The sequence below is a fragment of the Nocardioides sp. NPDC004968 genome, assembly GCF_040608935.1.
GTDB lineage: Bacteria > Actinomycetota > Actinomycetes > Propionibacteriales > Nocardioidaceae > Nocardioides.
This window is the reverse complement of sequence record NZ_JBEXJF010000009.1, coordinates 76,802-89,394: the sequence shown is the minus strand read 5'-3', so window position 1 is coordinate 89,394 and position 12,593 is coordinate 76,802. Positions and strand designations below refer to the sequence as shown.

Below are 12,593 nucleotides of genomic sequence, written 5' to 3'. Positions count from 1 at the left end.
GCCGGCTCCTGCCTCGTCTGGGATACGTGGTCAGCATCGGTGTGTCCGTGATCTCGGGCGCGATGGTGCAGACCCTTGATGCTGGGCGCGGCCAGGTCGCGCGCCGAGGCAGGGTCATCGCGACCACTCCCTTTGGGATGCGGCGAGGCGGGCGGCCCGATCCCTCCGTCGAACGCGGCCATGGATGCGGTGTTGATGACGACCCCGCGTTGGCCACCTCATCGGGTGCAGTGGCCGCAATGTGCTGAGCGGCGAGGGTCATGAATTGAGCTGGAGGTCGTCGACCATCGGCTCTTAAGGAGTACTGCTATGAGGACTTCTTCCCGCGCAGCTCGTCAGTGGGATATCGTCGATATGTCATCATCCCTCGACAGATCAGGAGCCCGCTGTGGCGCCGCAAGGTGGGCTCGTTTTCGACGCCCTCGCCGACCCGAGCCGACGCGAGATCCTGCTCGCGCTAGCGGACGGCGAGCTCGCGGTCGGCGACATCGCCGAGCGGGTCCAAGGCGTGGGCCGGACGACGGTGTCCAGCCACCTTCGGGTGCTCCGTATGGCCGGCCTGGTGACCGAGCGTCGTGAAGGCCGTTTCCGTTTCTACAGCATTGACCCGACGCCTGCATCGCAGCTGGTGGGGTTCGTCGCCCAGGTCTACCGGGACTCGCTTGATGAGTTGAGGTCCGACGCCGGGGTGGCTCCGCGGAGCGCAGAAGGGCGCTCTTCCGCTACCGGCTGACAGGGGTCGCCCATGGGCGAGATCATCCTCGCGGACAGGGAACAGCTCCCGTGTCCGCCCGAGCAGGCCTTCGAGGTGATCGCAAGAGGTGGCCTGCCTGGCTGGCGCCTGCCGAGGGGTCAAGCGCTGCGACTCGGTGTGCCGGTGGCCATCCCGTTGACCCTCCCCGCCGCGCTCGGCGGTCAGCGTGTCGAGATCTTGGGGCGCGTCGTCAGTGTCGATCGTCCCCGACGCTTCGTACTTCATCACGACCTCCCCTGGACCGGGCGGGTGTCTGTGAGCGTGCGCCCCGACGCCCCTGGATGCTCCACGGTGCGGATTGCCGTGGAGTTGGATGGAGAGATCTTGGACTGGGCGCGGCGCATGGTGATCACGACGGTTCCTGCCTCCGGTGATGTGTGGCGGCTCGGTTTGATCTTCAGCGGCACGGGTCCCGGCAGCGTGTTCTCGGTCGCGGCACGGAATACCGCGCGGTTGGCGGTCGAGCAGATCAATGCAGACGGTGGTGTGCTGGGTCGTCCGCTGGAGCTGTTGACAGGTGACGATGGCACCCATCCGGGCCTCGGGGCGGCCGAGCTGGTCCGGTTGGCTCACGCGGGGTGCCGGGTGGTGCTGGCCAATGTCACTTCCGCGGTCTTCCAAGCGCTGCGCCCGGTGGCACGCAAGTACGGGGTCTTGATCATCCACACACCGGTGAACGAGGGCGGTGCCGGCGGGGCAGAGCTTCTTCGTCTCGGCGAGCGCCCCGCCGCCCAGGCGGCCGCCGCCATCCCAGCTCTGATGCGTGCGACGAGTGGGTCCCACTTCTACCTGGCGGGCAACGACTACTGCTGGTCCCGGGGCGCCAACCGGGCGGTCCGAAAGGTGGTTGAGCGGTCCGGTGGCTCGGTGGCTGCGGAGGCGTACGCCGAACTGGGGACGACCGACTTCGCCTCGCTCATCGCCTCCATCCGCCGTAGCGGTGCTGATCTCGTCGTCTCTTCGCTCGTCGGTGCCGACGAGGTCGCGTTCGAGCAGCAGATGCACGCCGCTGGTCTACGTCAGGAGGTGGCGACGCTGGCGCTCGTCCTGGACGAGTCGACGCACGAGTTCATCGGGCCGGATGCCAGCGAGGGGCTTTGGACGGCGTTCTCGTACTTCGAGAGCCTCGACTCCGCGGCCAACCATGCGTTCAAAGCCGAGTACCGCCGGCGGTTCGGGTCCGGGGCGGCGCCTGTGTCGAGCATGACCGAGGGGCTCTATGAGGCGGTGCATCTGGTCACCCGGGCAGCCGCAGATGGTGGGTCCTGGGATCCGGGCGTGGTGGGCGAACGGCTTCGTGAGGGAGTGACGTACGACGGTCCGCGGGGGAGGGTCAGCACGTCGTGGCGGGGTGTGCATCAGCCGATCTATCTCGCCACCTCTCAGGGCGGGATACTCCACGTAACCGAGCAGCTCACGCATCTGGCGAGGTGAGCCGTACCTGCTTCCGGCGGCGTCGGAAGGGGAGGGTGAGGTGCTGTTCGAGCAGTTTGGGGAGTGGGGCGCGCCCCGGTCCTCCCGCATGGACCCACGTGGCGATGGCCGCGTTCTCTTTGGGGCGGAGGATGCGTGCGAACCAGACCGGCCGGGCGCCGGAGCGCCGAGCGTCGGCGCCTGGTGAGACGACGATGACGTTGGCCGCGCCGCAGACCCATAGGCAGCCGGTCACGCGGAGCGAGGCGCGGCTTCCGAGACGGTCGCCGAGGTCGGTGACGAGCGCTGCGTGGTTCACGTCCGGATGGACCTCGGTGCTGCCGCAGCAGCAGCCGCGGCAGACGGTGACGGTGCAGCGGTCACCGCCTGCCGCGGATGTGGTGTGCATGCCGGTCGGCCGCTCAGACGGCCACAGGGCTGGGGTTTGCGTCTCGGCGCCGGCTTTGGGCGGTGAGCAGCCGGGTGGTGAGCACGCCGTGTGCAAGGCCGAGGACGCCCCACATGGCCGCGAGTTGCCCGAGCGAGGTGAGGCGGAACTCCCAGATGAGCGCTGCTGGGACCTCGTGCGGGATCGCGCTGTCCACCCGTGGGAACAGCGTGAGCAGGGCGACGGCGCCGGCGACGCCGAGCAGGCAGCCGACGACCCAGCGTGCCTCTGGGCTGACGCCGCGCTCGGCCAGCGAACGGGTGAGCGCGAACACTGCGATCGTGAGCAGGATCGTCAGCAGGATGACCAGAAGGTAGCCGGCCGTGCGCTGGTTTACCGTGTCCGGGTCGCCGACCGCAGGCGGGTTGGCAGGCAGTATCAGCGCCGGTGCGAGGGCGAACGCCGTGAAGCCGAGTACGCCGAGTGCGACCGAGCGGCCGACCTCTGTCGAGCCGGGCAGGCGGTGTCGCACCCGGGTGTAGACCACGGCGAAGGCGAGCCCGAGCAGCGCGGCGACGATGATGACGGTGACTGCGCCGCCGATCTGCTGTTGCAGCCGGGTCACCAGTTCGCCGTGGTCATGCGCTCCCGCGGTCGCCTCGTGAGCATGGCCACCCGAGGTGCCCTTCTCGATGGCGATCGCTGCGTCGATGCGGGGTTCCACTGCCAGCAGGAGGACCGCTGTGGCCGAGAGCCCGGCAGCGGCGCCGGCGGCCAGGCCGGTGAGCATACGGGTGCCCCAGCCCGCCTTCGCCGCGGACATCAGTGGCAGGGCACGCCGAGTGCGTGCCGTCCGTCGTGGGTGACCTCGTGGAGCCAGGTGGCGGCGTCGGCCGAGAGGATGGCGCCGTTCTCCTGGACCAGGAAGTACACGGCGAAGAGGGCGATGGCGGCGACCGCCCAGGCCCAGAGAGGGACGCTGGCGGACTGTGCCGGAGCGAGCGATGTGGTCGAGTTGCTCATGGGATTCTCCTTTGGTCGATGGCTCAGCTGCGAGCAGGGTCGATGGCGATCGGCTCGAGGTGAGCCTCGTGGTGGTTGCGGTTGGCGGGGGTGGCCAGAACCTCTTGGGTGCGCTCCTCGACCGTCGAGGACTCGATGACCCCGGCCTCGCCGAGGACCGTCTCGAGGGCGGTGACCCAGTGCTCGTAGTAGGACCATGACGGGTCCGTGAGGCCCGGGTTCTGGGTCTCCCATTCCTTGATCGAGTCGATGAGTGCTCCCTGGAAGGCGGGCCACCGGTACTCGCCGGCCCTGTGAGCCGCGACCGCCAGTGCGAACGCCCGGATCTCCCACGGCTGCTCGAAGGACAGTTCGCCGGGGCGGCCACCCGGGAGGCCGCAGACCAGTTGCTCGACGACCTGACGGCGTGCGTCGACGGGGAGTGTGTGGAGGTCGGTCATGGTGGGGGTCATGACGCGGCCTTCACCGGGCCGACGCCGATCATGGAGTCGCGGGTGACGAGCTCGGCGAGCTGGTCCTCGGACCAGTCGTCGGTCCCGGCGGGACGTTGGGGCAGGACCCAGTAGCGCATCTCCGAGCTCGAGTCCCAGATCTGGATCTCGGTGGAGTCAGGGACCACGTACCCGAACTCGTCGGCGAGCACCTTGCGCGGCTCTCGTACGATCCGGGCGCGGTAGGCGGGCTCCTTGTACCAGTTCGGCGGGAGACCCAGCACCGGCCACGGATAGCAGGAACAGAGGGTGCACACGATGGCGTGGTGGACGTCGTCGGAGTCCTCCAGAACGACCATGTCCTCGCCTTGGAGGCCACTGATGCCGAGCTCCTTGCACGCCTCGGTGGCATCCTTGAGAAGGCGGGCCTTGAACTCGGGGTCGCTCCACGCCTTGGCGACGACCTTGGCGCCGAGCTGAGGGCCGACCTCGTTCTCGTAGATCTCGACCATCCGGTCGACCATCGAGGTGGTGATGACGCCCTGCTCGATGAGCATCGACTCCAGGGCCTTGACGCGCGCGGAGATCTCCTCCTGGCTGGGGACGAGACTGCTCATGCTGCTGCTCCTTCGGTGGTGGTGACGAGGGTGAGGTAGGGGTCCCATGCGTCGAAGCACACCGTGCCGTTGGCATCGCCGTGGGCGCCCCACAGCTCGGTGGCGTCGAACTTGATCGTGTAGACGTGCTGGGGGTCCTCGCCGAGGTTGTTGCCGGCGGTGTCGGGGTAGATGAAAGAGCCGTGGTGGGAGATGACCGTGCCGACCTTGCCGCGGGTGTAGCCCGCGATGCGGGTGTGGCCGAACGGGACGTCGGTGCTCATCCGGACCGTGTCGCCGACCTTGAAGCGTGGCTCCTTGTCGGTCGGGCGGAGGGCGCTGGCACCTGCGGGCACCACGGCGTTGGCGAAGTCGAGCAGCTCCTGGCTCTGCTCGTGCTCGGGGAGCGGAGCATCCGGGTTTGCCAGGTAGTGCGCGGTTCGGCGGTCCAGTTCGGCGATGTCGAGGTTGCCGGTGCGGGCGCCGTGGTACTCGAAGCTGGCGAGCCAGTGCTCGTAGTAGGGCGCCTTGAGGTAGACCGCGGGATCCATGTTCTCGATGCCGTGGCGGAACGCGTCCACGCCGAACCAGCCGGCACGGAAGAGTGCGGCGAACATGGTGAAGATCGGCTTCTCCCACTCGGCGCGGAAGACCGGTTCCTCCGCCGGCGGATCGATCGGACCGATTCCATCGGTGCCGCCGAGATCGAACACTCCGTTCATGCGTTGCTCCTTACAGTGGTCGGCAGCGGGAAGCCCCCGACTGCGGTTTCCAGGGCCTGCGCGACGCGCAGGACGGTGGCGTCGTCGAACAGCTTGCCGACGATCATCAGGCCGACGGGCAGGCCGTCGGCGAGCCCGGCCGGCACCGAGCACGCGGGGTGGCCGGTGACGTCGAACGGGCAGGTGTTGGCGACCATCTCCAGCGCGCGGCCGAGGATTTCCTCCACCGAGGCGTCCGGGCCGGGGATGACGCTGGCGCGGATCGGGACGGTCGGGAGGACGAGGACGTCGTACGTCGCCAGCGCCTCGTCATAGGCCTCGCGGAGCGACGCCTCCAGGGCGCGTGCCATCGCGTAGTGACGGCCGTACTCCGTGCCGAGGGCGTGCTTGCCCGCGAGTGCGACGAGCTTGACGGTCTCCGAGAACGCGTCGGGATGTTCGCGCCACTGGCGTCCGTAGTGAGCGATCAGCTCGGGGTCGTAGTAGCCCTTCCAGTTCATTCCGTAGCCGTTGCCCTCGACCATCTGGAAGGTGGCACCTTCGACGGAGATCACGTCCCAGATGGCGGCTCCGTGCCGGTGCCAGGGGATCGAGACCTCCTCGGCGACCAGGCCGGCGCCCTCGAGGATGGCGATGGCGTCGCGCACGGTGGCGTCCACCTCCGGCTCGGAGTTCGCCAGCCCGAAGCCCTCGGTGATGACGCCGATGCGCAGACCTGTGGCCGGTTCCTGCAGGGCCGCAAGGTAGTCGACGGAGGTAACCAGGTCGGGCTGTCGAGGGTCGAGACCGTCGGGGCCGGCGAGCACGTTCAGCGCTAGCGCCGCGTCGGCGACGGTGCGGGCGATCGGGCCGAGGTGGTCGATGGACTGTTCGATGGGGAAGGCGCCGGTGTAGGGCACGAGTCCGAAGGTCGGCTTGTGCCCGACCGTGCCGCAGAAGGCCGACGGGATGCGGATCGAGCCGCCCTGGTCGCCGCCGATGGCGACGTCGACCTCCCCGCTGGCGACCAGTGCGCCGCTGCCGCTGGAGGAGCCGCCCGCGGAGCGGGTCGTGTCCCACGGGTTTCGGACCGGGCCGGTCTTCGACGTGTGCGATCCGCCCGAGAAGCAGAGGTCCTCGCACACCGCCTTGCCTGCGATCGTGGCGCCTGCCTCGAGGAGCCTGGCGGCCACGGTGGAGTCGGTCGCCGGGACAAAGCCCTCGACGGTCCTCGACCCGTTCATCATCGGGATGCCTGCAACGGCAGTGTTGTCCTTGATCGCCACACGCCGGCCCGCGAGCGGACCTTCGGGAGCGCCGGTGATCTCGGTCGTGACGTACCAGGCGCCGAGCGGGTTCTCCTCCTCCGAGGGGCGAGTGCACGCCCGCTCGGGGATCACGGGAGCGATCTCGGTGTAGAGCTCCTCCACGACATTCCAGGACTGCAGCAGGCCGGTCGCGGCACCGAGATAGGTCGAGAGATCGGTGGGGTCGATGGCGAGCCGGTTGGCCGTCGCGAGGGCTTCGAAGCCCTGCGCATCTGGCTGGTCGATCGGCATGGGATTCCTCCAAAGGGTGATGCGTCGGGTGGCTGGGAAGTCACCCGGTTGTCCGGAGACTGTGGCCCTGAACACAACGATATGTCAATGGTTGTCGACGTATTGGGGTGAAAAGTCACGCCGACGAAATTCGCAAGGGGCCTCGCTCAGGCGTCGGCCGGGACCTCGGAGTCGCGCATCATCCCCGTGGCCGGGTGGCAGTTGATGTACTCGAAGAGTTGCTGCCGCCCGTCGGAGACCGACACCTCGTGGTAGAGCCGCAGCTTGTCCAGACGGGTGGCGACCTTGAAGAACGTGGTGAAGATCCGCAGGTGGGTGGGGTGGGACTCCGCCCAGCGCTCGAGCCGGTCCAGCGAGGCCCAGTGGCCGATGTTGTAGCTCTCGTCGAGCAGGTTCCCGTCCAGGTCGATGCTCTGCACGAAGCGGTTGCTGTAGCAGCCGACGTCGGCGCCGTTGTCTCGCAGGAAGTCCATGCCCGCCCGCAGGGTCGGCAGGATCTCGTCGAGATAGAGCGCCCGCTCCTCCGCGCCCGCCTCGATCCAGTCCTGGCCCGAGCGGATGAGGGCGATGTTGTCGTGGCCCTGCACCACCACGCGGCCGCCGGCGGCGGGGTCGCCAGAGACGACCGTCAATGAACCGCGGCCCTGCATCCAGTCGGTCTGGGAAAGGGGAAAGCGCTCCCGCATCGAACCCCAGTAGCCATGCTCGTTGATCTCGCCGCTGATCCCGTCCATGACCGCGCCGACGCCGGGCAACTGGTCCTGGAAGGCGTACAGCGTCTCGAACTGGTCAACCCGCGGTGCCACCACCTCACGGAAGTAGCCGAGACCCTCGGCGAGGCGCTCCTCCGAGCTCCACCAGCCAGAGATCTTGTCGGAGAGTAGCCAGCGGCAGTACGCCGCGGGGTCGTTCCAGTAGCCGACAACCATGAGGTTGTGGTGCCCCTGGTTGTCGACGTGGTAGGTGAGGTCGTGGTGGGAGGCGCCGTCGGTGCCCTCGAGGCTGCTGACCAGATGGCGCAACGCGGCGAGCGCGGCGGGACGCTGTGCCTCGTCCCGGAACTGCACACCCAGGTAGGCCATCACGACCTGCTCCACGGTGGCGTCGGCACGCCCGACCCACATCGGGAACGGTGGCTCGTAGCTGTCGGGGACGCGGCGGGACAGGGACCTCGGACAGGTCAGGTGCTGGTCGATCGCGGACTCCATGGCTTCCTCCTGGCGGTGTCGGGTGGGTCGTCGTGACCCCGTGACCGACACTAGGAAGGCAGGCGCATGCCAGCGTAGGACGCGGCTATCCAGCCGTTGACGATGGCTCCACATTCGACCCTGGCAACGCCCCTGACGTCCGGCGCAGCTCCCCGGGCGGCAGGTCGAAGCGCGCCTTGAAGAGCCGACTGAAGTGTGACGGATCGACAAGCCCGCACCGATGGCCGACAGCGGAGACCGGCTCGCCTGGGTTGCGACCGCCCGCCAGCTCTTCGTACGCGGCCTGAAGCCGCCGCTCACGCAGGTACCCGGCCACCGTCCAGCCGTCATCAGCGAAGAGCCGGTGCAGGTAGCTCACCGAGATACTGCAGGCAGCTGCGATGTCGGCAGGGGATAGGTCGGGGTCGCCGAGGTGGTGCTCGATGAAGGATCGGGCAAGCCGGCGATGGATGGCGCCGGAAGGGGTCTGGGCTGCCTCGCCAGGAAGGAGTGCAGCGAGGAACCCGACCAGCGTGTGCTGGAGCGCGAGTTGCCTCTCTGCTGCGTCGCTGATGGCGTGCCGGGCGAGGGCGCGGGCCAGGTCGCGGGCGACAGCAGGCAGCCCTTCGTTGCCGCTGAGGGTGCGGGCCGTGCCGGACCGCACGCTCTGCTCGGATACCGGTAGAAGGCGCTTGGGGAGCAGTGCGATCGTGTAGTCGAGGGCGTTCGGGGTGATGAATCGGAACGGTCGCGAGCTGTCGTAGAAGAGCAGGTCGCCCGGATGCAGTGTCGCGGTGCGTCCATCCTGGTCGACCTGGGTCACACCACGGTTGAGAACCATGAAGTGGAGAACCTCGGGGTCGCTACGGCGGATGTCGGCGGGGCGTCGTTCGAATTCGTGGCCGACGGCCCGGATGCGCCGGACGTGCGTCTCCGCGAGCGACGATCCGGCGATCCGGCCGCCGATGTCGTCACAGGCGGGCCGCACTAGTAGGGGGACGAAGGTGTCGCAGACGTTCGCACGCCAGTAGTCGGCACGCTCGGCCTCGGAGACCTGCTGCGTGTCGATCGCGACGAGCTCCTGCGATGGCATGAAACTCTCCCTCCGGTCTCGGCGCTGGTATGTAACCGTCAACCGTGCGCTTCTCCGAAGCTGCTGTCAACGGTCCTCTGCCCACTCGCGGGAGATTTCACCGTGCCGAAACATGCGGTGCTGGGGTGGCCGGTTGGCCTCAGGCGCCTGCGGGTGTGGATGTGCCGCGCCGGAGGTTGCGGGGTGGGCCGCCGAAGCGGTTACGCACGATGCGCTGAAGTGGGCGGGATCCTTGAGTCCGCATGCGAGGCCGATCGCGGCGACCGACTCGAACCCGTGCGCCGGTTGGGTCCGGCGCCGCAATGCGGCCTGGAGCTGCTCCTCGCGGGATGAGCACGGCAACTTGTCTCGTCCTCGCCGGTGAGAGGCGGTGACCAAGATGTCGCAGGCGGCTGCGGCCGCGATCGGAGAGATGTCTGGGTCGGGGCGGCGTCGCCTGAGCGGGCGAGGGCAACGACGGTGTCTGTTGTTGGTGCGATCCCGGTCGCCAGGGAGCAGTGTGGAGACGGCACTTATGGCCGATTCCTAGAAGGTCGTGTCACGGTCAATGTCGGGACTCTGCGTCCGGCCGAGGAGGGATGCCACCAACGTGGGGTCTCGCAGCCCGCGAGATCTGGGATTGACGTGACGGTCACCGTGACGCGAACTAAGAGCCCGGAGCAGCCCGTAATGTACTGGGTCACACTGTCCGGCACAGGGGAAGAGATCCGGCAGCGAAAGTGTGGGCCTGTTGTCCCCACAGCCGACGTGTTTCACAGGATGCCTGTATGGCTACCTGCTCGAGGGTGGCGATGACGCGTTCAAGCTCGTCTGGGTCGCCGGCCGAGAGTGTCAGGAGGCCGGTGAGACGGAGGAGCCCATGGCCCGCGGTGAGGTCGGCTTCTTGGTGGAGGACGTCGGCGTATTCGGCGGTCTGTTGGGCGTCTTCGATCTGGCCGATGCGTTGGCGTTGGGCGGCGTCAGAGATGTACTCGGTCTTCTTGCGGCGCAGGTCACGGGCGGCGAGATCCGTACGTATCGGCTTGTAGTGGAGCGAGATCGCGCGGCGTACGCCGGTGGTGTGCACGAGCGGAGCGAGGAAGCCGGGGTAGACCTGAGATCTGGGCCACTCGCTGATCCAGAGGACGGCGTGGTGGGCGGAGTCGGAGCGCAGCGAGCTCCAGGATTCGTTGATGGCGATGGGGCCGGCGGTGGCGAGGTCGCGGCCGAGGGTGCCTTGGCGTTCGAGGGCGGTGGCGACGCCGGGGTCGTAGGCGGTGCGGAGTATCAGGGCGAGGTCGCCTGGGGTGAGCCAGTCGCCGGGAGTGAGGTCGGCGGCGCGTAAGGCTGCGGTGAGGGTTGTCATCTCCTGGCGAAGCACGGCTGCTGCGCCTCGGATGCCGTTGCCCGCTGCACGGATGGCTCGCCCGGCGGCTTTCATGTCGAGGGCGATGGAGATCGTGGTGGCGTGGCGTTCGCCGGCGGGTCCTGCTTGGTCGATGAGCTCGGCGTAGGTCTTGGAGGCCCAGGTGTCGTCGTGGGTGCCGTGGCTGTTCCACCAGTTGGCGAGGCCGCGGCCGGAGTCGGGCAGGGTGCGTTCGAGGACTTGGAGAGAGGCGATGCGGCCGGAGCGACAGGTGGTGGCGAGTACGCGGCCCCAACCGGTGACGCGGCGTTGTTGCTCGGTCGGATCGAGGAGCGTGAATGCTGGATGGGTCACGCCGATGATCGCGGTCAGTGTCGCTGCATGCGGGTCATGAATCATGACCGCCCCGGTCTCTTCGTCGTGCCACTGGCGTAGCGAGGCTGCGTCGCCCGGGAGTGCGAGGGTGCCGACTGGGCGCGGGCGGGTGATGCGGCGTCTGAACTCGCGTTGGTCGGTCGCGGTGCGCCAGGCCCAGGTGGCGGTGATCGGGAGCCAGGCCACGATCCGGCGCCCGCCGACGCTGCCCCACGCCAGGGCCGCACACGACACCAGGACTGGCGACGCGATCGCCAGCCCGGCGCTGCCGGCGGTGTAGAGCGCCAAGACGAGGATAAAGGCGCCGGTGCCGAGTACGACGAGCTGGCTCAGGGAGAGGCCAAGGATGATGCCGCGCTTGGGGAGACGGGAGAACTTGACCGGGGTGAGCTCGTACGGCGTCGGGTCGACGCTCATGGCTGGGTCCTGGGCTTCGTGGCTGGTGTCGGATCAACGACGCGCGGCAGCGGCGCCTGCGGCGGCACGTCGGAGGTCAACGGCACAGCGCGGCTCTTTGAGGCACTGCCCTCGGCGGCATCGCTTTCGTTCTGGGCAGCGGAGGCGACGTACGTACCTGCCTTCGGGCCGGCGGTGGCGCTCCCCTTCGCGACTTGGATGCCGGCCGCTGTACCGGCTGCCACCGGCATCGCGGAGTTCGCCGCGGCGGTCCCTCCCTGCGTACCGGTTGTCGTCACTGCGCCGCCGGTCGGCGCGGTTGGAGAGGGGGTTTGTTGCGGCGTATTCCCTTGGTTGTTTCCGACGCCGAGGACCTTCTGCGGTTGCGGGAAGGGTTGGCGGATAGGGAGGGGGAGTGGGCGGTTGAGGGCGTGTTTGGTCTCTTGCTCGGCGGACATGGCGTGGTACATGTCGAAGCCCATGAAGTTGATGGCCTTGTAGGTCAGGTAGGGCGCGAAGCCGGCGATGAGGAGGAGTACGACGCCGGAGAGTGGCTCCGAGAGACTGGTCAGGTCGGCGTTGATGGGTGCGGAGACCTGGCTGGTGGCGAGTAGGAAGATCACCACGACGACGAGCTTGGACAGGATCAGGGCGATCACGAACGATGCCCAGCGGGAAACCCAGGTGCGGGTGTGGTCCCAGGAGGCGCCGGCCAGGGCGAAGGGGGCGAGAACGACCGCGACCAGGAGCAGGGCTTTGCGGGCCAGCAGGCTGAGCCAGACCAGGAAGGTGGCGCCGATGAAGAGGCCGGCCATGATGATGGTGAGGATGATCCCGACGCTTGGGTTCTTCGTGCTGATCGCGCCGACCGAGGCGGCGAGGACGGCCATCTCCTCGCCCATCTGATCCATGTTGGTGCCCGCTGCATGGACGATGCCGTGGGCGAGCTGGTCGGTGATCTCGAGCGCGGTGGCGAGGAGACCGACGGCGAGGAAGGACCCGATGACCGACTTGGCCAGGCCGAGGATCGCACGGGTCAGGGCTGCGGGTTCGCGTCGGATCAGTCCGGTCACGACCTGGAGCAGGAAGAAGCCGAGCATGACCACGATCGCGATGCCGAAGACGATGTTGTAGATCCGGGTGAAGTGGCCGGTGGTTAGGTCGACCATGGTGGTGTCGTCGATGATGGTCCAGGTCGTCTCGATCAGTGCCGTCGCGGTGGCGGCCAGGGCGTCGGCGAGCCATTGGAACGGCAGCGTTGCCACATTCACGGCCTGCTCGCCGGCGGTGTTGCAGACCTCGCTGATGCCGGGTACGTCGCACACACTCATC

General features: G+C 68.2%; 13 protein-coding genes. 2 read left to right on the top strand and 11 right to left on the bottom strand.

All coding sequences use genetic code 11. The features are described from left to right. Positions 1 to 388: 388 nt before the first annotated feature. Positions 389 to 733 carry a metalloregulator ArsR/SmtB family transcription factor gene (locus tag ABZU72_RS12145; RefSeq protein WP_355019106.1) on the top strand — a complete coding sequence of 115 codons (345 nt, stop codon included), beginning with the start codon at positions 389 to 391 and terminating at the stop codon, positions 731 to 733. A gap of 12 nt (positions 734 to 745) precedes the next feature. Beyond that, the gene (locus ABZU72_RS12140; protein WP_355019105.1) at positions 746 to 2,188 is read left to right on the top strand and encodes a substrate-binding protein; all 1,443 of its coding nucleotides are present in this window, start codon (positions 746 to 748) and stop codon (positions 2,186 to 2,188) included. On the opposite strand, the gene ABZU72_RS12135 is transcribed toward ABZU72_RS12140, so the two are convergent. The 11 genes from ABZU72_RS12135 to ABZU72_RS12085 form a co-directional block, all read right to left on the bottom strand. After that, positions 2,169 to 2,576, bottom strand: coding sequence for a (2Fe-2S) ferredoxin domain-containing protein (locus ABZU72_RS12135; protein WP_355019104.1), 408 nt, complete (start codon positions 2,574 to 2,576; stop codon positions 2,169 to 2,171). The two genes, ABZU72_RS12140 and ABZU72_RS12135, sit on opposite strands and share 20 nt — an antisense overlap. A gap of 13 nt (positions 2,577 to 2,589) precedes the next feature. Further along, positions 2,590 to 3,378, bottom strand: coding sequence for a CbtA family protein (locus ABZU72_RS12130; RefSeq protein ID WP_355019103.1), 789 nt, complete (start codon positions 3,376 to 3,378; stop codon positions 2,590 to 2,592). After that, the gene (locus ABZU72_RS12125) at positions 3,378 to 3,578 is read right to left on the bottom strand and encodes a CbtB-domain containing protein (protein WP_355019102.1); all 201 of its coding nucleotides are present in this window, start codon (positions 3,576 to 3,578) and stop codon (positions 3,378 to 3,380) included. Before ABZU72_RS12125 ends, ABZU72_RS12130 begins: the two co-directional genes overlap by 1 nt. A 23-nt stretch (positions 3,579 to 3,601) precedes the next feature. After that, complete coding sequence (locus tag ABZU72_RS12120) at positions 3,602 to 4,030, bottom strand: nitrile hydratase accessory protein (protein ID WP_355019101.1); 429 nt, start codon at positions 4,028 to 4,030, stop codon at positions 3,602 to 3,604. Next, positions 4,027 to 4,626 carry a nitrile hydratase subunit alpha gene (gene nthA, locus ABZU72_RS12115; RefSeq protein WP_355019100.1) on the bottom strand — a complete coding sequence of 200 codons (600 nt, stop codon included), beginning with the start codon at positions 4,624 to 4,626 and terminating at the stop codon, positions 4,027 to 4,029. Before nthA ends, ABZU72_RS12120 begins: the two co-directional genes overlap by 4 nt. Then, complete coding sequence (nthB, locus tag ABZU72_RS12110) at positions 4,623 to 5,327, bottom strand: nitrile hydratase subunit beta (RefSeq protein ID WP_355019099.1); 705 nt, start codon at positions 5,325 to 5,327, stop codon at positions 4,623 to 4,625. The genes nthA and nthB overlap by 4 nt, the downstream gene beginning before the upstream one ends. Continuing rightward, complete coding sequence (locus tag ABZU72_RS12105) at positions 5,324 to 6,865, bottom strand: amidase (RefSeq protein ID WP_355019098.1); 1,542 nt, start codon at positions 6,863 to 6,865, stop codon at positions 5,324 to 5,326. The genes nthB and ABZU72_RS12105 overlap by 4 nt, the downstream gene beginning before the upstream one ends. 146 nt (positions 6,866 to 7,011) lie before the next feature. Then, complete coding sequence (locus ABZU72_RS12100; protein WP_355019097.1) at positions 7,012 to 8,073, bottom strand: phenylacetaldoxime dehydratase family protein; 1,062 nt, start codon at positions 8,071 to 8,073, stop codon at positions 7,012 to 7,014. A gap of 85 nt (positions 8,074 to 8,158) precedes the next feature. Beyond that, a complete protein-coding gene (locus ABZU72_RS12095; protein ID WP_355019096.1) occupies positions 8,159 to 9,145 on the bottom strand; it encodes a helix-turn-helix domain-containing protein in 987 nt (328 codons plus the stop codon). Between the two features lie 679 nt (positions 9,146 to 9,824). Next, a complete protein-coding gene (locus tag ABZU72_RS12090; RefSeq protein WP_355019095.1) occupies positions 9,825 to 11,282 on the bottom strand; it encodes an SCO6880 family protein in 1,458 nt (485 codons plus the stop codon). Further along, entirely contained in the window at positions 11,279 to 12,592 is a 1,314-nt protein-coding gene (locus ABZU72_RS12085; protein ID WP_355019094.1) for a conjugal transfer protein TrbL, read from the bottom strand. The genes ABZU72_RS12090 and ABZU72_RS12085 overlap by 4 nt, the downstream gene beginning before the upstream one ends. Position 12,593 lies beyond the last annotated feature (1 nt).